At 53.7% G+C, this 22,901-nt stretch carries 17 protein-coding genes; 15 read left to right on the forward strand and 2 right to left on the reverse strand.

Features of this window, described 5'->3' with window-relative positions:
- Positions 1 to 6 precede the first annotated feature (6 nt).
- The 15 genes from HZA73_00825 (at position 7) to HZA73_00895 (ending at position 19,077) form a co-directional block, all read left to right on the forward strand.
- Positions 7 to 861 carry a class I SAM-dependent methyltransferase gene (locus HZA73_00825; protein MBI5804567.1) on the forward strand — a complete coding sequence of 285 codons (855 nt, stop codon included), beginning with the start codon at positions 7 to 9 and terminating at the stop codon, positions 859 to 861.
- Positions 862 to 868: 7 nt separating this feature from the next.
- Positions 869 to 1,198 carry a hypothetical protein gene (locus HZA73_00830; GenBank protein MBI5804568.1) on the forward strand — a complete coding sequence of 110 codons (330 nt, stop codon included), beginning with the start codon at positions 869 to 871 and terminating at the stop codon, positions 1,196 to 1,198.
- Positions 1,199 to 1,260: 62 nt separating this feature from the next.
- A complete protein-coding gene (locus HZA73_00835; GenBank protein ID MBI5804569.1) occupies positions 1,261 to 1,665 on the forward strand; it encodes a PAS domain-containing protein in 405 nt (134 codons plus the stop codon).
- Between the two features lie 226 nt (positions 1,666 to 1,891).
- Positions 1,892 to 2,596, forward strand: coding sequence for an SOS response-associated peptidase (locus HZA73_00840; protein MBI5804570.1), 705 nt, complete (start codon positions 1,892 to 1,894; stop codon positions 2,594 to 2,596).
- 180 nt (positions 2,597 to 2,776) lie between these two features.
- Complete coding sequence (locus HZA73_00845; protein ID MBI5804571.1) at positions 2,777 to 4,555, forward strand: DNA primase; 1,779 nt, start codon at positions 2,777 to 2,779, stop codon at positions 4,553 to 4,555.
- Between the two features lie 197 nt (positions 4,556 to 4,752).
- Positions 4,753 to 6,477, forward strand: a complete 1,725-nt coding sequence (gene rpoD / locus HZA73_00850; protein ID MBI5804572.1) for an RNA polymerase sigma factor RpoD — start codon at positions 4,753 to 4,755, stop codon at positions 6,475 to 6,477.
- 352 nt (positions 6,478 to 6,829) lie between these two features.
- Positions 6,830 to 9,502 (forward strand): endonuclease, encoded by a 2,673-nt coding sequence (locus HZA73_00855; protein MBI5804573.1) that lies wholly within the window; start codon positions 6,830 to 6,832, stop codon positions 9,500 to 9,502.
- A gap of 29 nt (positions 9,503 to 9,531) precedes the next feature.
- Entirely contained in the window at positions 9,532 to 13,425 is a 3,894-nt protein-coding gene (locus HZA73_00860) for a T9SS type A sorting domain-containing protein (GenBank protein ID MBI5804574.1), read from the forward strand.
- Positions 13,426 to 13,542: 117 nt separating this feature from the next.
- The gene (locus HZA73_00865; GenBank protein MBI5804575.1) at positions 13,543 to 14,331 is read left to right on the forward strand and encodes a tRNA 2-thiocytidine biosynthesis protein TtcA; all 789 of its coding nucleotides are present in this window, start codon (positions 13,543 to 13,545) and stop codon (positions 14,329 to 14,331) included.
- 2 nt (positions 14,332 to 14,333) lie between these two features.
- The gene (locus HZA73_00870; GenBank protein MBI5804576.1) at positions 14,334 to 14,780 is read left to right on the forward strand and encodes a DUF3592 domain-containing protein; all 447 of its coding nucleotides are present in this window, start codon (positions 14,334 to 14,336) and stop codon (positions 14,778 to 14,780) included.
- A 121-nt stretch (positions 14,781 to 14,901) separates the two neighbouring features.
- Positions 14,902 to 15,681, forward strand: coding sequence for a DUF4065 domain-containing protein (locus HZA73_00875; protein ID MBI5804577.1), 780 nt, complete (start codon positions 14,902 to 14,904; stop codon positions 15,679 to 15,681).
- 1 nt (position 15,682) lies between these two features.
- Positions 15,683 to 16,051, forward strand: a complete 369-nt coding sequence (locus HZA73_00880; GenBank protein MBI5804578.1) for a hypothetical protein — start codon at positions 15,683 to 15,685, stop codon at positions 16,049 to 16,051.
- Between the two features lie 130 nt (positions 16,052 to 16,181).
- A complete protein-coding gene (locus HZA73_00885; GenBank protein MBI5804579.1) occupies positions 16,182 to 16,361 on the forward strand; it encodes a hypothetical protein in 180 nt (59 codons plus the stop codon).
- A 119-nt stretch (positions 16,362 to 16,480) separates the two neighbouring features.
- The gene (locus tag HZA73_00890; GenBank protein ID MBI5804580.1) at positions 16,481 to 17,887 is read left to right on the forward strand and encodes a phospholipase; all 1,407 of its coding nucleotides are present in this window, start codon (positions 16,481 to 16,483) and stop codon (positions 17,885 to 17,887) included.
- Positions 17,888 to 17,925: 38 nt separating this feature from the next.
- Positions 17,926 to 19,077 carry a hypothetical protein gene (locus HZA73_00895; protein ID MBI5804581.1) on the forward strand — a complete coding sequence of 384 codons (1,152 nt, stop codon included), beginning with the start codon at positions 17,926 to 17,928 and terminating at the stop codon, positions 19,075 to 19,077.
- Between the two features lie 79 nt (positions 19,078 to 19,156).
- Here the strand turns inward: HZA73_00895 and clpB are convergent, their stop codons facing one another.
- Together clpB and HZA73_00905 are read right to left on the reverse strand one after the other, a co-directional pair.
- Positions 19,157 to 21,736, reverse strand: a complete 2,580-nt coding sequence (gene clpB, locus HZA73_00900) for an ATP-dependent chaperone ClpB (protein ID MBI5804582.1) — start codon at positions 21,734 to 21,736, stop codon at positions 19,157 to 19,159.
- Positions 21,737 to 21,823: 87 nt separating this feature from the next.
- Positions 21,824 to 22,900 carry a CapA family protein gene (locus tag HZA73_00905; GenBank protein MBI5804583.1) on the reverse strand — a complete coding sequence of 359 codons (1,077 nt, stop codon included), beginning with the start codon at positions 22,898 to 22,900 and terminating at the stop codon, positions 21,824 to 21,826.
- Position 22,901 lies beyond the last annotated feature (1 nt).

A 22,901-nucleotide genomic window follows, 5' to 3' on the forward strand; every position in this document is an offset into this window, starting at 1 on the left:
CCAGCCATGATCGACGCTCACATCAATAATCCCAAAAGCCCCAAATATTACGTCAAGAAACACCTGGACGGCCAGAAAGACCAGCTGCGGGGCAAGATCGTGCTGGACGTGCCGGCCGGGAACGGCGCCACCACCGAGATCCTGCTGGCGCACGGCGCACTGGTCGAGCCTTTTGACCTGTTCCCGGAATATTTCATGCTCAAAGGTATCGAGTGCAAACGAGCTGACATCATGGAGAAGATCCCGGTGGCCGACGGCCATGCCGATATGCTGGTCTGCCAGGAGGGGATCGAGCACTTCAGCGACCAGCTGAAGGCCTTTAAGGAGTTCAACCGGGTGCTTAAGCCGAACGGAAGGCTTTTGCTGACCACCCCCTCGGCCTCCAGCCTGGCCGCCAAGCTCAGCCATCTGCTGTTCGAAAGCGAGACCGCCCGGCAGATGCCGCCCAACGAGATTGACGACATCTGGATGTCCGACAAAAGCGTGTCCAGCCAGATCTACCACGGCCACATCTTCCTGATCGGTCTGCAGCGCTTGAGGATCCTGGCAAAGCTGGCCGGGTTCAGGATCAGGGAGGTCAAATATGTCCGGCTCAGCAAGGGCTCGCTGTTCCTGTTTCCCTTCTTTTACCCGTTGATCCTGCTCAGTTCGTATTTCAGGTATTACCGGAGCCTGGCCCGGCACAAAGAAATTCCCGCGGCCTACAAACTTGAGGTCTACCGGGAACAGCTGCAGATGAACCTTGACCCAAAAAACCTGGTGAACAAGCATACCTTCATCATCTTCGAAAAAGAGAAGGAGCTGAAGGAGGTTGATTTCCGGGCGGCAGGGGTGATGAAATCGTTTGATAAGATAATGTAAAGATAACATGAGAAAAAGAATCTTCATTGGTTTTGTGCTGGGCCTGGCGGCCGGGATCATAGACCTGGTCCCCATGCTGCTGCAAAAACTCAGCTGGGACGCCAATTTCTCGGCCTTCAGCCTGTGGCTGGTCTCCGGGGTGCTGACCGCTTCGGTGGAGTGGAAGATCCACCCGGTTGTCAAGGGCATTATAATTTCCATGCTGGTACTTCTGCCCTCCGCCGTACTGATAGGCGCCAAAGAGCCGTTGAGCCTGGTGCCCATCGGAGCCATGACGCTGATACTGGGCGGAGCGCTGGGATATTTCACCGCACGACTAAACAAGCCACAAAGGTAATGCATATTGCATACTTCAAAATGCAAATTGCCAAATTGTAAATTGTAAACAGAGGTAAGAAGATGTTCGACCGCATGAACGACCAGATGGTAAAAGCCCTGCTGGAGACCGTGCCCTACGAGCTGACCGTAATTGACCACAACGACGAGGTCATCGGCTGGAACCAGCACGAGACCAGGCTCTTCAAGCGCCCCATGGGCAGCATGGGCATGAACTTCCGCCAGTGCCACCCCCAGAGCAGCCTGGCCAAGGTGGAGGCCATCGTCAACGAGTTCAAGGAAAAGAAGCGGGACAAAGCCCGGTTCTGGATCCAGCTCCCGCTGGGCCCCGGCGGCCAGAAGCAGATGATACTGATCGAGTTCTTTGCCCTGCGCGACGAGACCGGAAAATATCTGGGCTGCCTGGAATGCACCCGGAACGTGGAGGACATCCGCCAGCTGCAGGGCGAACAGCGGCTGATGAGCTGAAAACGACCAACACGCTGCCCACGAAAAAGCACGAAACCTCTCGAAAAATAATTAGGTAAGTTCTGGTTTTAGTGCCTTTAGTGGGGAAAGGGTCCCCCGGACTAATGCCCGCTAAAGCTTGACCTGAGTGCTACACTGTGCAGTGCCGAAGAGCAACGTCGCAGGAAGCACGAAACAAAGCCAATATTTTAGAGTCATTTAGTGTATTTCGTGGGAAAGGTGCCCCATGTGTGGAAGATTCACACTAACAGCCAAACTGGAGGAGATCGCCGAGCGGTTCGAGGTTGACGGCGAGGATGTGCTTAGGCTTAAGGAAGAGTATCTCCCCCGCTACAACATCGCGCCGGCCAACAGCGTGCTGGTGGTGCTGTTCGACGGGAAGCGCCGCCGCTTGAAGACCATGCACTGGGGCCTGCTCCCGCACTTCAAGACCGCCGGCCAAGCCGCTCCCCTGCTGTTCAACGCCCGCTCCGAGACACTGGGCCAGAAGCCGTCATTTTCCAAACTGATAGAGAAGCAGCGCTGCTTGATAGTGGCCGACGGGTTCTACGAATTTTTACCGGTAGGCAAGACCAAGCGCCCGGTGCGCTATATTTTGAAGGAAGGAAAGTTGTTCGCCTTTGCCGGGCTGTATGCCGTAGACAAGGATGATAAGCCCTCCTGCACCATCGTGACCACCGAAGCCAACGACCTGGTGAAGAAGGTCCACTCCCGGATGCCGGTGATCTTGGAGAAGTTCGGCGAAAAGCAGTGGCTGGACCCGTCAGTAGCAGACTATGAGAGCCTGGTGCCTTGCTTTACACCATTGGATAAAGACAAGCTGACGGCCTATTTTGCCGACCCCAAGGTCAATTCCACCAGGAACGAGGGCCCGGAGCTGATAGACCATACTGGGGATATTGAGACATTATTTGACACTAATGGACAATGACCTTCATTTACCGGTGTTTACAGGAAATAAGTGGCGCAACCCCTTGCTAAATCTGGTTATTTTGGTTATATATAGCTATCAGCTTTATGCTATAAGCCATAAGGGCAGTATCAAGGAATCTTTGATTTTTTCTTTTTAGTTTTTTATATTCCATAATTAGTAATTCGTTAATTCAGTTAGATGGCCCAGATCCCCGAACATATCATAGACGAGATCCGCCAGGCCAGTGATGTAGTGGACATCGTGGGTCAGTACCTGCCGTTGAAGAAGATGGGCAACACCTACAAGACCCTCTGCCCCTTTCACCAGGAAAAGACCCCCTCGTTCAATGTCAACCCCCAAAAGCAGATCTGGCACTGCTTCGGCTGCGGCAAGGGCGGCAACGTCTATACTTTTTTAATGGAGTACGACAAGGTCTCGTTCGTGGAGGCGGTGCGCACTTTGGCCCAGAAGGCCGGCATCAAGGTCCCCGAGACCCGGGCCGACTACAAGGATGGCCGGCACGACCTGCTGTACCAGGCCAACGAGCTGGCCGCCAGCTTCTTTTCCGAGAACCTGGCCGACCCCAAAAATGCTTCTGCCCGGGAGTATCTGGAAAAGCTGGGCATCACCAAGGAAACCCAGGAGCTGTTCCGGCTGGGCTATGCCCCCAACGAATGGGACGGCTTCATAAAATACGCCGGGCGCTCCGGCCTGTCCCTGCCCCTGCTGCAGGAATCCGGACTGATCGTAGCCCGGGAGACCGGCAGCGGCTTCTACGACCGCTTCAGGCACCGGATCATCTTTCCCTTCTTCTCCCTGGGCGGACGGGTGATAGGCTTCGGCGGGCGCAGTCTGGAGCAAAGCCCCCAGGCCAAGTACCTCAACTCGCCCGAGACCCCCATCTACCACAAAGGACGAGGCTTCTACGGCTTCAACCAGACCAAGTCGGCCGTCGGCGACGCCGGCTACGCCATCCTGGTGGAGGGCAACTTCGACCTGATCGTCCCCTTTCAGGCCGGTTTTAAGAATATTCTGGCCACCGCCGGAACCGCCCTGACCCCGGACCAGGCCCGGCTGCTCTCCCGCTATGCCCGGCGGGTGGTGGTCTGCTACGACCCGGACAGCGCCGGCCAGTCGGCCACCGAGCGGGCCATAGAGCCTTTGCTGGAAGCGGGTTTGGACGTAAAGGCCGCCCTGCTGCCGCCCAACATGGACCCCGACGCCTTCATCCGGGAGAAGGGAGCGGAGGAATTCGGGGCCCTGATCAAGAATGCCATCACCTTCGTGGAATTCCTGGTGATGCGGACCAGCCTGCAGAAGGACCTTTCCCAGATCTCGGAGAAGAGCAAGCTGGTGAACGACCTGGCCGGGCTGATGGTCAAGGTGGAGGACACGGTCTCACGGGCGCAATATGCCAGGGAAACCGCCGACCTCTGCGGAGTGGATGAATCCCTGGTGCTGGACCTGATGCGCAAAAAACAGGGCCTGTCCCCCAAACAGGCGGCGGCCCCGGGCAAGGAACTGCCCCAAATTGACTGGGAGCACGAGATCTTTGTGCTTTTGATAAAGCGGCCCCAGTTCCTGGAAGAATTCGGACCCCAACTAAAAGAAGGAAACCTGCCCTCGCCCTGGTTGCAGGGAATGCTGGCCCGGCTGGAGACCCAGTACAGCCAGAGCGGCCGGATAGAAGGGGCCAAGCTGTTCGAGGACCTGGTGGACCAGGAAGAGCAGAACCGGCTGTCGGCCATCATCGCCCGCTCCCACCAGGGCGATGACACCATGGACGACGCGGACAAGGACCGCACCGTGCTCAGGGATTACCTTAAAAAGCTGAAAGAGCTTAGGCTTAAGCCCCGGATGAAGGAACTGCAGGAGCAGATCAAGCTCTCGGAAAAGGCCGGGAACCGGGAGCAGGTCAGCCAGTTGCTGGCCCAGTACCAGGAACTGCGCCAAATTTATGCTGGTAAAAAACCCTGATTTTGTGCTATAATCAAAAGTTTACTTAGATTCCTACCACGGAAACACTGAACAGCTGAATCACTGGGATTATTATTTAGGTTGCCTGTTCCGTGCCTTCCGGTTTCCGTGTTTCTGTGGTTGGCTGGGTTGGTGATTAGTAACTTATTTTTGCGGATATATAACGGGCTTAAAAACCTGAATGCCAAGGAGGGTCCATGGACGACAAGAACGTCAAGAAAAAGATCAAGCAGATCATCACCTACGGCAAAGCCTCGGGCTACATTACCTATGCCAAGCTCAACGAAATGCTGCCCGAAGAGGTGATCTCGGCCCAGGACCTGGAGAACTTCATCCTGATGCTGGCCCAGAGCGGGGTGGAGGTGGTGAACTCCGAGGAGGAATATAAGCAGATCAAAGAACTGCGGGACAAGACCCGCTCCAAGGACGACGAGGTGGAGACCCCGGCCGGCATACATTACGACGACCCGGTGCGGATGTACCTCCACGAGATCGGCAAGATCCCCCTGCTGGACCGGGAACGGGAGATCGAGATAGCCAAGAAGATCGAGGAGTGCCAGTACGACATCCTTAACCTGGCCTTTACCGCCCCCTTCAACATGAAGGATTTCATGCACCTGGCCAAGAAGTTCCAGAAGCACGAGCTGGCCATGGAGGAGCTGGTCCAGACCGACATTGACGGCTGGATGCCCAACTACTCCTCCAACCGGGAGCGCCAAAAGATCATCCAGCTTTTAAAGCGGATCCAGAAGGAATACACCCAGATAGAATACCTGCTGACCCTTAAAAACCAGGAAAAAGCCCTGCCCAAGGTGGCCCAGCACCGCCAGAAGATAGCGGTCAGCCTGCTGGCCTTAAGGCTGAACCCCGAACTGCTGATCGGCATGGTCAAGAAGATCCACCAGGCCGACCACCAGATGAAAAAACAAAAACACATTCAAGACAGGGCTCTCCACCAGTCGGGCTTAAGCTACGAAGAGATGCGGTCGGCCCTCTCGGCCTACAAGGCCGGAAAAAAGCCCAAGCCTGAGATCAAGGCCAAAATGAAGGTCAACAAGGAAAAGCTGGCCGCTTTCCGGGAGGAATACGACCATGCCGCCAAGGAGCTGGACCGGATCGGCCATGCGTTTAAGATGGAACCCAAGCTGGCCATGGAGCTTTCCCTGAACATCCGCCAGAAACAGAAGGCCCGGGACGGGGCCAAGAAGGAGATGGTGGAGTCCAACGTCCGGCTGGTGATCTCCACAGCCAAGCGCTATATCAACCGGGGGCTGGAGTTTTTGGACCTGATCCAGGAGGGCAATTCCGGCCTGATGCGGGCGGTGGAAAAGTTTGACTACCGCAAGGGATACAAGTTCTCCACCTACGCCACCTGGTGGATCCGCCAGGCCATCACCCGGGCCATCGCCGACCAGGCCCGCACCATCCGGGTGCCGGTGCACATGATCGAGGCCATCAACAAGGTCTCCAAGGCCTCTCGCAAGCTGGTCCAGGACTACGGCCGCGAGCCCACCAGCGAGGAGATCGCCGAGCACATGGAGATGCCCTTCGAGAAGGTCCGGGCCATCATCAAGGTGGCCCAGGAACCCATCAGTCTGGACAAGCCCATAGGCGATGACGAGGACGCAGTGTTCGGGGACTTCATCGAGGACGTCTCGGCCAAGAGCCCGGCCCGCACCGCCAACTTTTTGATGCTGCGGGACCAGATAGAGAAAGTCCTCTCCACCCTGACCAAGCGCGAGGAGCACATCGTCCGGCTGCGCTTCGGCCTCAACGACGGCTGTCCCCGCACTTTGGAGGAAGTGGGCACCATGTTCAATGTCACCCGGGAACGGGTGAGACAGATCGAGGTCAAGGCCCTGAGAAAACTGCGCCACCCGTCAAGAAGCAAAAGGCTGGAAGGATTTTCGGACGTGCTGTAAACTTCAGTAATTCCATAAAGGGGGCGCAATGTAAATTGCGCCCCCTTTATTTTTTTGTTTGATCGAATCTTTACTTTCGGGCCATCCCGTGTTATTATCACCTGTGCAATTATTACCCCAGGTGCAAACCTACCACTCAATTTTATTTACAACGGGACAAGGACTTAACACTTTACGGTGCATTTTTCTTCATTCACAACAGGTATTGCGATTTTTTATACAATCACTCATTTGCCTAATATCTTGCCTGTAAGACAATTATGAACTGACTTCTAGATCTTCGCATGGCATGAAAATTGCTATTATAGCTTTAGTTGGGGCAAAATGGAATTTTTAAATATTTAGGTTTTTAATGAAAAAACATTTTAAAATATTGATTTTTCTGGGCCTCCTGCTGCAAGCCGGCAATTCCCTGGCGGTTGTCTTGTACCCCGGCGTGACCGGCCGGGCACTGATAGATTCTTTGCGGAAATACTACAAGACCGTAACAGTTCAGACCTATGACACGGCCAGGGACAAGATGTACGGCGAGATCGACATTCAATCCGGCAGCCTGACCTGCGTTTACTCCGGCTGGACCATCACCGGAGGCCCCACCGCCGACCCCACTGCCTGGGCCACGGCCGGGGACATCAACTGCGAGCACACCTGGCCCCAGAGCCTGCTGGACTCCACCAAGACCGAGTCCGACATGCACCACCTGTTCCCCACCAAGATGCTGGTCAATGCCGACCGGGGCAATTCCCCCTTTGCCGAGATACCAGACGCCAGCACCCAATACTGGTATTACCAGAGCCTGGAGCGCGGCACTTCCATTCCCTCCTCCAACATCGACGCCTATGCCGAGGTGATACTGAACATCAGCTGCGAGCCCAGGGAGGTCCAGCAGGGCAACACCGCCCGGGCCATGTTCTATGTTCTGACCATGTACCAGCTGGGCGACACATCGGACGCCTGGTGGACCGGTCAGAAGTACGATCTGAGGGACTGGCACGCCGGCGACCCATCTGACTCCACCGAAAAAAGCCGGACCTGGAAGATCGCCGCCTACCAGCAGAACAAGCCCAACCCTTTCGTGATCGACAGCTCCCTGGTGGACCGCTGTTATTTCCCGGAATATCTTAACACCAGCGTTTATTTTGCTTCCTCTTCGATCACCAAGACCGAGGGGGACGCCCCTTTTAACCTCTCCGTTTCCATCGCCACTCCCAGCGCCACCAACACCACTTCTGTTCAGGTGGTGCTGACCTCCGGGACTGCAGCCGACATCAACAACTATACCACCCAGACCCTAAACTTCCCGGCCGGATCCTCGGCCAGCCAGAATGCAAGCATCACCATCACCGACGACGCCCTGGCGGAAGGAACGGAGACCCTGACCTTCAAACTGCGCAATGTCTCCGGCGGCACCAGCGCCGCCATCGGGGCCGACAGCGTTTTCACCCTGACCCTGGGCGACAATGACGATGTTACCGCCCCGGTAATCACTTCCGGTCCATCGGTCACCGGGATCACTTCCTCCTCGGCCACCGTCAACTGGACCACCGACGAAGCCTCCAACTCCTGGGTCTACTACGGCCTGACCACCGCTTACTCCGACACGGCAAAGAACGAGAGCGATGTCACCGGCCATTCGGTGGGACTGTCCGGACTGACGACTTCCACCACCTACCACTATAAGGTGTCGTCGGTCGATCCCATGAACAACGGTCCGGCCTTTTCCGGCGATAATACCTTTACCACCACGGCGGCCGCCGGAGGTACCACTTTTCTCTTCGAGCCCTTCGACTACCCGGCAGGGGACAGCATCAACGGAGTGCACAACTGGATACTTCACAGCGGGACCACCAGCCCCATCCGGGTGGTATCTCCGGGATTGACCTACGGCGGATATAAAAGCAAAGCCGTCACCAACGCCTGTTCTCTGACCACCACCGGCGAGGATGCCAACCGGGCCTTTTCTGTGCAGAGTTCGGGCACCGTTTACGCGTCCTTCCTGGTGAAGGTTGATTCTGCTACGTTGGCCGGAGACTATTTCTTCCACCTATCCACCTCACCGATCAACACCTCTTACTTCGTGGGACGGATCTATGCCCGGAAGGATGCCTCCAACAACCTGGCTTTCGGTTTGGCCAAAGCCAGCGAAGGAGCCACTTACAGCAGTTACAGCTATACTCTCAAGATAGTCTATGTGCTGGTGCTGAAATACAAGATCGGAGCCGGGGCCGCCGATGACTCCATGAGTCTGTTCGTAATAAATGGGACCCTGCCCAGCAGCGAACCTGCCACGGCTACGGTGGGGCCGCTGGGGGCCGTCAGCGCCGACCCGGCCGCCATCGGCACTGTGGCCCTGCGCCAGGGCGGATCGACCACCGGCCCGGTGCTTAAGCTGGACGACATCAAGATAGGCTCCTCCTGGGGCAGCGCTCCGCTGGACATACAACTGACAAGCTTCACCTCCATGTGCGAACCGGGAATGATCGTCCTGCGCTGGGCCACAGCCAGCGAGCTCAACTGTTATCAATGGCAGATAGAACGTTCACGGAATGCATCTTCCGGTTACCAGGTACTGTCCTCAATCCCGGCTTCCGGCAATGTTTCCGGCCAAAGTAATTATTGCTGGACAGACCATGGTATCGAACCTGGCCAAATATATTATTACCGGCTAAAAGCGCTCGGTTTGGACGGGATCACTGCGGTCTACGGCCCGGTAACGGCCTCGGCCGCTCGGGTTATTTCGGAACGGGCAGATCTGCCCACTGTAAACTGCAGCCCCAATCCTTTCGCCAGGACAGCCACTTTCAGTTACTTGCTTAACCGTCCGGGCATGGTTGATCTTAACATTTATAACGTCTCTGGTCATCTGGTGAAGAGCATTAACAGCGGCTTCAAACCGGCCGGCAGGCATTACCTTGTCTGGAACGGACTAAAGGACAATGGCCAGGCCTGCGCCAGCGGGATCTATTTTTACCGCCTGACCTGCGGAGAGGAAACATATCATGGCAAACTGATACTGGCAAAATAAAATCATCTATGGTTTTTAAGAAAGATGCTATGAAAACAAGATATTTAATCTTTCTGGCCTTCTCGGTGCTTGTCTTGGGTCCAGCAGCCTGGGCCCAGAGAGCTCTGCCGGCCACCGAGCATTTTGACTACAACGCCGGTGAACTGCGGTCCGTCGGGACCGACTGGACCAGGATCAGCGGCACCGCCAACGACCTGAACGTGGTTGATGGGAACTTAAGCTACACCGGTTATCAAATGCCGGCCACCGGCAGGCAGGTCAGGACCTTAAGCACCGGGGCCGACGACGATAAGCTGACCTTCACTTCCCAGTCAACCGCCGGCACCAAGATCTACGCTTCCTTCATCCTGAATGTGATCGACACTTTGGGACTCACTACCGCCGGCGCCTATTTTGTCATACTGGGCAACGGAACCACCAATTTTGCCACCCGCTTGTACATCCGGAAGGTAAGCGGCTCCAATGTTTTTAACCTGGGCCTGGCCAAGAACTCCACCACGGTAAGCGTTTGGTCTGGCAATATCAGCGTGGCCTCCGAACACCTGATCGTCATCGATTACGAGATCGTTACCGGCACCGCCAACGATACCATCAGAGCCTGGATAGATCCGGCCCTGAGCGGCGGCCAGCCGGCCCCCGCCATGACCTCATATTCCACCGGCGGCGACCTGACCATAGATGGTTTCTTCATCCGTCAGGCCGCAGGAAATCCCAACTCCTATATAGACGGCCTGCGGATCGGCCTCAGCTGGGCCGACATCGATCCCGCCGTCTCCGGAGGATCCGATGTTTCAGACGGGGCGGGCACCGAGCCGGCCTCAGTCTCCGCTCTTATGGACAGCGACGCCGAGAAGGTGCTGAACTTCGATTTCCGGGTGAAGGACGATTCTACCGGCGGCGACGCCCTGAACACCCTGATCGACAAGATCGTCATCACCAAGGGAACCGGGAATGACGTGGCTAATTGGACCGCTGTGGTCGCCGGCGCCAAGCTGTTCGACGGATCAGCCGATTCGGCCACAGGCGCTGTTTATGCCGACAGCCTGGTGTTTTCAGGGATTGACCATTCCTCCGGCAAGCTGGGCGAAGTGACCGATAACAGCAGCAAGACCTACCAGCTTAAGCTCTGGCTTAAAAGCGATCTGGGTTCGCTCAAGACCACTATTGACAACGGCAACCTGGCCTTTAAGGTGGACCGCGCCAGCTTTACGGCGGACGCCGCCGGCACACCCTTTGCCAGCGGGGCTGGCACCGCGGTGGAATCCGGCAGCTCCAACAATTCAGTCAGCGTCACCGCCACCAAGCTAAGTATTACAACCCAGCCCCCGGCCTCGGTGGATGTGGCTGTGGATTTCAGCCTGTCGGTAGAAGCCGCCGACAGTAACGGCAACCGCGACCTGAATGCGTCCAACAGCACCACCCTGACCTTATTGGGCGGCACCGGGAACCTGACCGCAGTCTCAGGCCTTACCCAGAACCTTTCTTCCGGGATAAGAACCTGGAGCGACCTGCAGTATGACCTGGCTGAAACCGGGCTGGGCATCGAGGCTTCGGCTTCCGGTCTGACGCCAGACACTACCATCACTTTCAGCGCAATAGGCGGGGCGCCTACCGTCCAGGCCAGCAGCATAGTCTTCAGCGAAGTTTCCGAGAATCAGCTGATCATCAGCTGGACCAACGGCAACGGCAGCGCCCGGATCGTCCTGATCCAGGAGGGCAGTGCGGTGGACTCCGACCCCCTGGACGGGGTCTCCTATTACCCCAGCTCAACCTATCTGATGGGCCAGGAGGTGGGCGCTGGCAACTACACGGTCTATTCCGCATCGGGAAACTGCGACACCATCCTGGGGCTGGCTCCCAACACCACTTACCATTTTGCGGTCTATGAATACAATGGATCGGGCGGAACGGAGAATTACCTGACCCTGAACCCGGCCGTAGGCAGCCAGCTGACCACCGAGCATTTTGACACCGGAGATTATCGCTCGCTTAAAACCGGGAACTGGACCGACCTGACAGCCTGGGAGACATACAACGGCACAGCCTGGGGCGCTCCCAGTCAGCCGCCCTGTTCCACCAATAATATACTCATCCGGAGCACCGACACCATCACCGTGGTTTCCGACGCTTCCTGCAAGAACGCAGTTTTCCTGGGAGCCAGCTTCGGGACCAGGCTGGACATCGGTAACTACACCCTGGCAGTCCACGGAATATTGAACGCCGACGGAGTGACCCTGAACGATTATTTGATCCGGTCAAATACGGGAAAGCTTAAATTCGTCGGCGGCCAAAGGGCTCTTTTCGGCGAGAACTGGGGAGCCTACGGCACCCGCTGGCGGATGGAGGTGGCCTTGACTTCCGGCGATACCGGATCGTCCACCAAGAACATCAAGGCTTCGGATATCATAATCAGTTCCGGAGTCTTCAAGGGACAGGATGTCCGGGCGGATTCCGGCACCGCCTCCACCGGCACGCTGACAGTCAACGCCGGGGCAGCTTTGATCGCCCGAAGCATCTCCCGCACATCAACTGCCACCGCTCCCTGCCGCAAGGTCACGGTCAACGGAACCCTGGCCATGACCGGCTCCAACATCTCCGGCGACAGCATCCTGATCAACAACGGGGCTTATTTGAGAAGCTCCTCTGTATCCGGACAGATAATCACAGGGATCCTTCAATACGCCTCAAGCGCCACGCTGGAATATGCCGCCGCCGCCGCCCAGCACACCAAGCATGAATTGCAGCCTTCGGTGCCCAACATCGTGATCAACACCCCGGCCGGCGTCACCATGGACACCTCGTCCACCGTCATTAATTCACTGACCATGACCAGCGGCAGTCTGAACACCGGGGCAGACTCTCTGATACTGGGGTCAAGCGCCACCATGACCGGAGAGCAGGCCGGGCGCTATGTGATCGGAAAACTTTTGACCTCAAAGACCGTGGGCACCGGGAGCTCAAGCTTGGGGGGGATCGGCGTGACCCTTAATTCCGGAACAGATGACCTGGGAACCGTCAATGTAAGCAGAATCTCCGGGCCGGCCGGGCAGGTGGTGGCCAGCATCACCGGGGCCAGCGCCGACACCGGGATCGCCCGGAAGTGGATCATCTCTTCGGCCAACCCGCCCTCTGCCGGCCGCGACCTGGGCCTCTCCTGGGTGTCCGACGACGACAACGGCCGCACCCTGAACGCCGCCCAGCTCTGGAAAAGCACCGACGGCGGAGCCAGCTGGGCCGGGGTGGGTCCGGTGGTTGACGCCTCTTCCAGCCGCACCATAACCCAAACAGTATACTCTTTCTCCCAATGGACGGTCAGCGACGCCGCCAATCCCCTGCCGGTACAGCTTTCCCATTTTGCCGCCACAGCCGCAACCAACGGAATAATCATCTCCTGGCGCACCGAAAGCGAATGCCAGGCATACCAATGGCTGGTGGAAAGATCTTCGGGGGTTGAAGAACCTTACCAAACCGTGGCCAGACTGCAGGCCCAGGGGCCGTCGGGACAACCACAGGAGTATACCTGGACCGATGATCAGGCCATGACTGGGCAGAAATATTACTACCGTTTGGGCCAGATCTTGACCGATGGAAAGACCGTTTATTACGGCCCTGTCCAGGCCGGATTGGTTTCCTCCTCTCTGGCAGGCGACATCTTACTGACCAACACTCCGAACCCCTTCACCCAGTCCACCCTTATCAGTTACCTGGTGGGGCAGGTGGAGAAGGACGTTTCGCTTAATGTTTATAACATCTCCGGCCAGCTGGTCAAAACATTATTTGAAGGCAGGCAGACACCGGGAACGTATTCCATTAAATGGAACGGGCTGAGCCAAAGCGGGTCCAGGGCCGGCAACGGGGTCTATATATGCCGCCTGGTGCTGGGCAACAGGACTTTTGTAAAAAGGATGACCCTTTTAAGGTAAAATATCCGGAACAGCAAAGAACCGCCCTTATCTCTGGGCGGTTCTTTATTATTTGTATTGACTGCACCCTTCGGTTGTCTTATACTATCAGAACATTGTTGTTTAATGAGAGGTCCTTTGAAGCATACTTCAGAAACATTTGCCATAAACCCCAGGCCCCCGGGCTGGGGACGCCTTTTGGCCAGGGCTTCCAGGGCCATCAGGGGTTATGATCTGCTGGAGCCAGGCGACCAGGTGTTGGTGGCGGTCTCCGGCGGCAATGACAGCCTGGTGCTGTTGGACCTGCTGGCCGAGCGCCAAAGAAAGATCGGCCGCAAGCTGAACCTGACCTTGATCGCGGGGCACGTTCCCGGCAGTTACGGGGGAAAGGCGATCTTCCCTGTAATCCTGTTGAGGGAAATTGTTGAAGCATACGGCCTAAAGTTTTCAGTTTCAGGCTCGGTTTTGCAGGAAGCAGTATTCAGCGACTGCTTCAACTGCGCCATGGCCCGGCGCAAGGCCCTGTTCGACCTGGCCGAACGGGAGAACTGCAACAAGATCGCCCTGGGGCACAACTCCGACGACCTGGTGGAGACCGCCCTTCTCAACATGTTCTACCAGGGGCGCTTTTCCAGCATGTCAGCCCGGCAGAAGGTGCTTAGAGGTAAGCTGACGCTGATCCGGCCGCTGGCTTTGGTCTGGAAAGAGGCTATTGATCTTTATGCCGGGGAACGGTTCGGCAAACTGCCGAAGTTCAAATGCCCGGGGAGCAACGATTCCAAAAGGGCCTTCGTCAAACAGTTGGTCAAAAAGCTGGAGAAACAAAACCCCAAGATCAAAGCCAATATTTTGATGGCCATCACCAACCCTAAGATGGAATATTTACCTGTGATCAAAAACAAGAATCCGATTGCGGAAAGGGATTAAATATGGATCCCGCAACTCATCTCATTTTTACCCTGATGTTCCTGGGGGCTGGTTTCATTCCGATCATAGCCGTAAAGCATTTTAAAAAAGAGAAGATCAAATTAAACCGCTGGCATAAGGTCCTGGCGACCATAAAGGCCATCCGGTCCGAAAAGGGCAGTGACAGCGGCCGCCGCTTTTATTACCCCAAATATCAATACTCTTATGGCGGCAGAGACTACCAAGGAACTTCATCCATGGGAGTGGGCGGAAACAAGTATAAGATTAATACGCCCGTTGAGGTAAGGGTTAATCCCTTGAACCCGGAAGAATCGGACATCTTGCATTATACTAAAATCGGCGCCACTACGGTCTTGGCGTTAGATCTGGTTATAATTGTATTTACTGGAATGAGTGTGCTGGCTTTTGCGGTTGGCCTGGGGTCAATTATTTGGGGGTTGTTGAAATAGAATACAAGGAACGTTGCCCAGCCAAAAGCCGGATTATAAAACAAATGTATATATTTCTTACAACTACTTGACATATATTCATACATTTGGCATAATCGCAATGAACTATGGGATTGTTGAGATGAATGTTAACATAGATGTCCTGTTGGGCAAACGGATCCAACTGCTGCGCAAGGCCAACGGCGTCAATCAGGAAACACTGGCCAAGGCGCTGGGCATAGCCCGTCCGGCGGTAACTTTGCTGGAAAAGGGCAAACGTAAGGCCACCCCTTCCGAGCTGGTAAGCCTGGCTAATTTCTTCCAGTTGAACATGGAAGAGCTGTTTGACGAAAGCAAAACCCATCAAATATCAATTCAAAAGGAAAGGAGACCGGAAAAGAGCAAAGAGGAAGAAATACGCACCAGCGTACCTCAAAAGAATCATGATAAGCTTAAACAAGCTTTGCTTTATATCCTTAATAAAGTCGGTTCCAAGCCGAATATCGGCGAAACCGTCATTCATAAGCTTTTATATTTTATTGATTTTAATTTCTACGAAAAATATGAAGAACAGCTGATCGGCGCCACCTACATTAAAAACAAGTTCGGCCCCACCCCGGTGGAATTTAAGAAGGTGGTTGACGATATGGCCAGAAAAGGAGAGATCGAGTTGGTTAAATCTAATTATTTCCAGTATCCCCAAAGAAAGTATTTGCCTTTAATAAGTTTTGATCTGCGCCATTTTAAGGCCCACGAAATCGAAGTAATTAATGATGTATTAAACAGATTATCCGATAAAACAGCCGCTGACTTAAGCGAATACTCGCACCGCGATGTTCCCTGGATCACCGCTGAAAAAGGCAAGCCCATTGACTACGAGGCCGTTTTTTACCGGACACCTGAATATTCAGTAAGGAAATGATATGGATAAATTCAGGCAATTGCACAGGCACCCTGAATTTATCAAAGACATGAAAAAATTGATAAAAAGATTCAAGACGTTGGAGGAAGATTTAGAAAAACTCATTGATTACTCTATTTGTTCACGCCACAAGCAAGGAATTGATAACGGCGGCATATTTCAAATACCCGGTTTAGGGCTTGAACACCCGCCGGTATGCAAGGTTAAGAAATTTGCCTGCAAATCGCTTAAGGGAAAAGGGGCGCAAAGCGGGCTACGCCTGATCTATGCTTATTTTAAGGATGAAGACCGGATTGAATTGGTGGAGATATATTACAAGGAGAAACAAGGTTCTGACTTTAGTATGGCTCGAATCAAAAACTTTTTGTGAAATGATGCTTTCATGTAAAACCGTAACATTTAGTTGCGGTTTTTTATTTGCTTTTTAGCCCCCCTATATAGTATTATGATACTTATAATGCCTTGAACTTAAAACGTTGTTTTAAACATCGGATTGAGCTATGTCCCGCCAAAGACAATCCAGCGACATCATAACCTTTGCTCATTTCCAGAAAGAATTGGACCATCTGGTTGAGCAGTTTGGCCGTAATCTTGACCATTGCAAGAGCAAAACCTTTGATGAAGCCAACCTGTGCAATGAATACTTAAATCTCTTCTTAAGGGCTTTTGCCAAGGCCTAAATAGCCATAGCGAAAACAATTGTCCCATTTATAGAAATTGAACTGTTGGCACAACATGGTGGAATTTTCAAGGTGGTTTCATACCATTCCTTTTTTAACAACTAAAAGGGAGACAGTTTATGCTTGTTGTATTTGTCCACGGATGGAGCGTTACCAATACTAACACATACGGCGGCTTGCCTGCCGCTCTGGCAAAAAACGCCCCCGACGACCTTGAAATCAAGATTGAGCATCTCTATCTCAGTAAATACGTAAGCTTCTCGGATGAAGTAAATATCGACGACATTGCCCGCGGAATGCAGAACGCCGTAAGAGCCGAAATTCTGCCGAACTTAGAACCGGGGGAACGGTTTGCGTGCATTACGCATTCAACCGGCGGACCTGTTGTACGCAAATGGATTGACCTTTTCTACAAAGAACGGCTTGACAAATGCCCATTACAGCACCTTATTATGCTGGCGCCCGCAAACCATGGCTCTGCGCTTGCCCAACTCGGCAAAAGCCGCCTGTCACGAATGAAATTTTTCGTGGAAGGCGTTCAGCCGGGCACCGGGGTGCTGGACTGGCTTGAACTGGGAAGCGGCCAAAGCTGGGCGTTAAACCAATCCTGGCTAGATTATGACTGCCTTACTGCGGGACTGTATATCTTCGTACTTACCGGCCAGCGCATCGATCACAGTTTTTATGACCATCTTAACTCTTATACCGGAGAAGAAGGGTCCGATGGCGTGATCCGGACAGCGGCGGCGAATATGAATTACGGCCTGATACGCCTGTTGCAGCAAGACGGCGGGTTTAAACTTGAAAAAGAAAAACTGCCAAAAAAATACGCTTTTGGCATACTACCGGGGTGCTCGCATTCCGGAGAAACCATGGGCATATTAAACAGCGTAAAATCAAGCGATGACATCACCCATCCTACGGTTAACTGGGCTCTTCAGTGTCTTTCCGTGAATAGCGCAACCAACTACAAGCGGCTGATCACCAAGTTAAACGAAATAACAGTAGCAACTCAGGTGGCCGAACGGAAGACAAAAACCAAAGAGCTTTTTCTTTTTGAACGCACCTTTGTCACTAATCGTTACTGCATGTTCGTTTTCAAGATTATGGATGACCGCGATAATAGCCTTGTCAACTATGACGTCCTTTTTACTGCCGGACCGGAATATAATGAGAATCACTTGCCTCCAGGATTCTTTGTAGACAGACAACGCAACAAGCTAAATCCCGGAATACTTACGTACTATATTGATTACGACGTAATGGCTGACTGGCTTGAAAAACCAGAACTTGGCGGCAAATTCGGCTTTAAAATCGCGGCTCAACCTTCATCGGGCTATTCCTATTACACCGTAGCCGAATACAGGGGTACTTTTGACAAACTTAAGCGATACTTCGAACCCAATCAAACGCTCATGGTTGAAATACAACTAAAGCGACATGTGGTAGAGGGTGTATTTCGGTTAACTAACGATCTTAAACCGGAGTCATTTAAAGCTCAACCTAAAGGGAATGAGTTAATCTAACTGTCTTTTAGCTTTACTAATATTATGGAGGTTTTATCATGCCCCGAAATGCTACTATCTATAAACTTCTTGTTTCTTGTCCCTCTGATTTAAACTCAACAAGAAACATTGTAAAGGAAATCGTTCTAGAGTGGAACACTAACACTGGGAGTAATGAGGGCATTTGGTTTGAACCTATTGATTGGGCGACACATTCAGTGCCACAATATGGGAAAAGGCCTCAAGCAATACTAAATGAACAACTTATAAAAGATTCTGATATTATTGTTGCTCTTTTTTGGGCGCAACTAGGTACACCAACCGGCAAAGCACCTTCAGGTACGGTAGAGGAAATAATTGTGGGGCAAAAATTAAATAAACCCGTACTATTGTATTTTTCTAATCGCTCTATCCCAAAAAATGAAATTAAGCCTAAGGAAATTATACGTTTAAATAAATTCAAAGAGATCTGCAAGAAAAAGGGTCTGTATCGCGAATTTAGAAGTCACTCTGAGTTAAAGAATATTTTACACCGACATCTTACCAGTAGTATAAATAAACTTCGTTATATGGACATCCCTAATCCACTTAATAATTACTGTAAGCAATATCCAAACCTATCAACAGCAACTGATATACGTGCACAACGTGTTAGAACAACGGCAGAAAGCTTCATGGCTGCATCTGAAGCTATATTTTCTTCTCTAAAGAAAGGTGATGAAGTTATCACAACTGATGCTGTTAATTTAAGTCAATTTCCTCTCTATTGGGCTATAGAAGGTTTAGAGTATCTCCGTATAAACCACGAAGCAACAAAACGTGGCGTTAAGATTAAACGTATTTTTGTCGCGCAGGAACATGATTTAAAGGATCATAAAGAAATCATTCAAGAACTATGTCGTCTCCAATATTTGTCGGGAGTAACGCCAATTGTCGTTAAGTACGAAGACCTTGATAAAGATCTACGGCGTGAATTTGCTGTATTTGGCCATTCCTTTGTTGACGAGGTAATTTATGATTATTTTTCCCAAGAGGTGGTAGATAATTATATTTGGTGGACACCACAGGTAATAGAAAATTTTAAACGTAAGGCAAATTTAATTGAAAGCAAGAACCGTTTAGATTATAAAATTAACGTTCGAAAAGCTATAAACTTTAAAAAAGTACGAGAATATGCCGAAGGTTTGCGTATGAAATTTGAAAAGCTATAAACTTTAAAAAAGACGAGAATGTAATGTTTAGCAAACAAGAAGCCCCGCCTTTCGGCGGGGCTTCTTGTTTTCCGTTATCTTACCCTTTGGTAAATATAATCTCCCCCTTCTTAACCTCCGCCTTCACCGTATCCCCGTCCTTGAACTCTCCCTCCAGTATCCTCATGGACAAGGGATCCTGCAGCAACCTCTGGATCGCCCGTTTCAACGGCCTGGCCCCGAAGGCCGGATCGTAGCCCTCGCTGGCCAGCAGCTCCTTGGCCTTATCTGTCACCTCCAGCTTTATCTTCCGGTCGGCCAGCCTCAGGTACAAATGCTTCAGCTGAATGTCCACTATGGCCGTGATCTGCTGCTTGTCCAGCCGGTGGAAGATGATGGTCTCATCCACCCGGTTAAGGAACTCCGGCCTAAAATGCTGGCGCATGGCCTCCATCACTTTTTCCTTCATCTTGGCCTCGTCGTCCCCCAGCTCGCTGATCCACTGGGAGCCGATGTTGGAGGTCATGATGATCACCGTGTTCTTGAAGTCCACCGTACGGCCCTGGCCGTCGGTCAACCGGCCGTCGTCCAGCACCTGCAGCAGCACGTTAAACACGTCGTAGTGGGCCTTCTCTATCTCGTCGAACAATATCACGCAGTAGGGCCGGCGCCGCACCGCTTCGGTCAGCTGGCCGCCCTCGTCGTATCCCACATAGCCCGGAGGCGCGCCCAGCAAACGGGACACCGTGTGCTTCTCCATGTATTCCGACATGTCGATCCGCACCATGGCCCGCTCGTCGTCGAACAGGAATTCGGCCAGAGCCCGGGCCAATTCTGTTTTGCCCACCCCGGTGGGCCCCAGGAAGATGAAGGAACCTATCGGCTTGTTGGGGTCGGACAGCCCGGCCCGTGACCGCCGGACAGCATTGCCGATGGACTTTAAGGCCTCGTCCTGGCCGATCACCCGCTCCCGCAGACGTTCTTCGATCTTGATAAGCTTTGATGTCTCGCCCTCCAGCATCCTGGTGACCGGGATACCGGTCCACTTGGCCACCACCTCGGCTATGTCATCTTCGTCCACTTCCTCCTTCAGGAATTTCTGGGATTGTTGGATTTCGGCCAGGTGCTTGTTCTCGTGCTCCAGGTCCTTCTGCAGGGCAACCAAAGTGCCGTAGCGGAACTCGGCCACCTTGTTGTAGTCGCCCTTCTTCTCGGCCTGCTGTTCCTCGATCTTGGAATTCTCCACCCGCTGTTTGATATCGGAGATCTTCTTGATGATGGCCTTCTCGTTCTGCCAGTGGGCCTTCATGGTGGAGGATTTCTCCTTGAGCTCGGCCAGCTCGGAATCTATTTTGGCCAGCCGCTCCCTGGAAAGCGCGTCGTGGTCCTTTTTTAAGGCCGTGCGCTCGATCTCCATCTGCATGATCCGCCGCTCCACTTCGTCGATCTCGGTAGGCAGGCTGTCGATCTCTATCCGCAGGCGGGAGGAGGCCTCGTCAATCAGGTCCACCGCCTTGTCCGGCAGAAAGCGGTCGGAGATGTAGCGATGGGAAAGCACCGCCGCCGCCACCAAAGCTGAATCCTTGATCCTTACCTTGTGATGCAGTTCGTAGCGTTCCTTTAAGCCGCGTAAGATGGCAATGGTGTCCTCCACCGACGGCTCCTGCACTAGCACCGGTGCCAAACGGCGCTCCAGGGCCGGATCCTTCTCTATGTTCTTGCGGTACTCGTCCAGGGTAGTGGCGCCCACCATCCGCAGTTCGCCCCGGGCCAGGGCCGGTTTCAGCATGTTGGAGGCGTCCATGGACCCCTCGGCCTTGCCGGCGCCAACCAAAGTATGGAGCTCATCGATGAACAAAATGACCAAACCGGCCGCGGCTTCGATCTCCTTGAGCACTGCTTTAAGACGTTCTTCAAATTCGCCCCGAAACTTGGCCCCGGCGATCAGGGCCCCCAGGTCCAGGGCCACAACCTTCTTGTTCTTAAGGGTCTCGGGCACGTCGCCGGAATTTATCCGCTGGGCCAGGCCTTCGGCGATGGCGGTCTTGCCCACTCCCGGCTCGCCGATCAGGACCGGATTGTTCTTGGTGCGGCGGGAAAGCACCTGGATCACCCGGCGAATCTCGTCATCCCGGCCGATCACCGGGTCCAGCCTGCCCTGGCGGGCCAGTTCGGTCAGGTCCCGCGAATATTTCTGCAGGGCCTGGTACTTGCCCTCGGGATCCTGGTCGGTCACCCTCTGGCTGCCCCGGACATCCACCAATGCTTTTAGGATGTGGTCGCTGTTGATCCCTGAGTTCTTCAGGATTTGGGAGGCTTTGCCATGTTCCTCGGCCAGGGCCAGCAGCAGGTGCTCGCCGGAGACGTATTCATCCTTCATCTTTTCGGCTTCGGCCTGGGCCTTTTGCAGAAGCTTATTCAGCGCGTTGGAAAGGTAGGGCTGGGAGGCTCCACCGTAAACCTTGGGAAGGTTCTGGATCTCGACTTCCACCCGGTTTTTTAACAGGGCCGGGTTGGCCCCCATTTTTTGGAGCAGGGAAATGACCACGCCCTCGGGCTGGTCCAGCAGGGCGGCCAGCAGGTGCTCCGGCGCTATCTCCTGTTGGTTACCTTGGGCGGCCAGCTGGGACGCGGCATCCAGGGCTTCTTGGGATTTGATAGTGAATTTGTCTAATCGCATCTTGTAACTTTCTTTATTGTCTTCAAGGCAACGGGCGATTCCTAAAGAACCGCCCATAAAGCAATATAATCATGAATGCTAGTTTTGTCAAGGTGCTCCTTTTTTTCCTTGGACAGCGGGCCGGAGTCTAAGGTTTTGCCCGGACCCGGTGACCTGTGTCCCCAGCTTCCAGCACAATTGCCGTAGCCGGGCTTGAATGTCCCGGTCCTTCTTCCTCCCGGCCGGGACCGGCCGGTTACTTACGATCTCCAGGGGAACCATCGAGACCGCCGTCAGAGAATCTCCCTTAAGTTCCGCAAACAGCATGGCGCTTTCCCGGCAGACCTGATTTTTCTGATCAAAGATGAAATTCCCAAGGCTGTAGGCGATCAGCCCGTCCCGGTAAAATTCTACCCCTTGCAAAACATGGGGGTGATGGCCGTGCACCAGCTTGGCCCCGCAGTCAATGGCCAGCCGGCCGAGTTTTTTCTGGGTCCAGGTTGGAAGGTCCTTGTATTCAAAGCCCCAGTGGAAAGAGGCGACGATGATGTCGCAGGAATCGCGGATGGCGGCGATGGAACGGGCCACGCAGGCCGAGTCGGCCGGGGCGATGTTCACGGCCCCGTGATCTTTGGCAATGTCCAAGAGATAAGGTTCGCAAAAGGCCACCAGGCCTATTTTTTTGTTTTTGACCCGAAGATATGACGGCCGGGCCAGGATCACGGTATCCCCGGATGGATCAACCATTGTTCGAACCAGCCCGCCGTAGGCGATGCCCGCGGTGTCCAGCACCCCGGTGCAATCAAAAAGGCCCTGGATGCCGCAGTCCAGGGTGTGGTTATTGGCCAGGGACATCATGTCGAACCCCGCCTTCTTGAGTTCCAGGGCGGCTGTGATGGTGTCGCCCTTAAAATGCCAGGGGCTGGTGCTTTGGTTTTCGGCCGAGGTCAAAGGGGATTCCAGGTTGCCTATAGTGAGGTTGGCTCCGGCCGTCAGCGAACAGGTCCCGGCAAAGGGGTAGCCCGTGCCGTATCTGTCCGACATCCTCTTAACCCCCCGGCCCAGCATGATGTCCCCGGTCAGGCAAAACCGGATGGCAGGATCGTTCTGCGCCCGGACCGTGGTTGTGATCAACGTCCCCGCAAGCATCGCAGCGGGAAGAACTATGGCCAGTATTTTTCTCATT

Source organism: candidate division TA06 bacterium (genome assembly GCA_016235665.1).
GTDB lineage: Bacteria > Edwardsbacteria > AC1 > AC1 > EtOH8 > UBA5202.

Bases quoted from the DNA above. Each gene is read 5' to 3' on its own strand.
- HZA73_00840 (MBI5804570.1), top strand. From the start codon at position 1,892: ATGTGTGGAAGATTCACACTAACAGCCAAACTGGAGGAGATCGCCGAG.
- HZA73_00860 (MBI5804574.1), top strand. From the start codon at position 9,532: ATGAAAACAAGATATTTAATCTTTCTGGCCTTCTCGGTGCTTGTCTTG.
- HZA73_00855 (MBI5804573.1), top strand. From the start codon at position 6,830: ATGAAAAAACATTTTAAAATATTGATTTTTCTGGGCCTCCTGCTGCAA.
- HZA73_00905 (MBI5804583.1), bottom strand. From the start codon at position 22,900: ATGAGAAAAATACTGGCCATAGTTCTTCCCGCTGCGATGCTTGCGGGG.
- HZA73_00875 (MBI5804577.1), top strand. From the start codon at position 14,902: ATGAATGTTAACATAGATGTCCTGTTGGGCAAACGGATCCAACTGCTG.
- HZA73_00895 (MBI5804581.1), top strand. From the start codon at position 17,926: ATGCCCCGAAATGCTACTATCTATAAACTTCTTGTTTCTTGTCCCTCT.
- HZA73_00885 (MBI5804579.1), top strand. From the start codon at position 16,182: ATGTCCCGCCAAAGACAATCCAGCGACATCATAACCTTTGCTCATTTC.
- HZA73_00830 (MBI5804568.1), top strand. From the start codon at position 869: ATGAGAAAAAGAATCTTCATTGGTTTTGTGCTGGGCCTGGCGGCCGGG.
- HZA73_00835 (MBI5804569.1), top strand. From the start codon at position 1,261: ATGTTCGACCGCATGAACGACCAGATGGTAAAAGCCCTGCTGGAGACC.
- rpoD (MBI5804572.1), top strand. From the start codon at position 4,753: ATGGACGACAAGAACGTCAAGAAAAAGATCAAGCAGATCATCACCTAC.
- HZA73_00890 (MBI5804580.1), top strand. From the start codon at position 16,481: ATGCTTGTTGTATTTGTCCACGGATGGAGCGTTACCAATACTAACACA.
- HZA73_00825 (MBI5804567.1), top strand. From the start codon at position 7: ATGATCGACGCTCACATCAATAATCCCAAAAGCCCCAAATATTACGTC.
- clpB (MBI5804582.1), bottom strand. From the start codon at position 21,736: ATGCGATTAGACAAATTCACTATCAAATCCCAAGAAGCCCTGGATGCC.
- HZA73_00880 (MBI5804578.1), top strand. From the start codon at position 15,683: ATGGATAAATTCAGGCAATTGCACAGGCACCCTGAATTTATCAAAGAC.
- HZA73_00870 (MBI5804576.1), top strand. From the start codon at position 14,334: ATGGATCCCGCAACTCATCTCATTTTTACCCTGATGTTCCTGGGGGCT.
- HZA73_00845 (MBI5804571.1), top strand. From the start codon at position 2,777: ATGGCCCAGATCCCCGAACATATCATAGACGAGATCCGCCAGGCCAGT.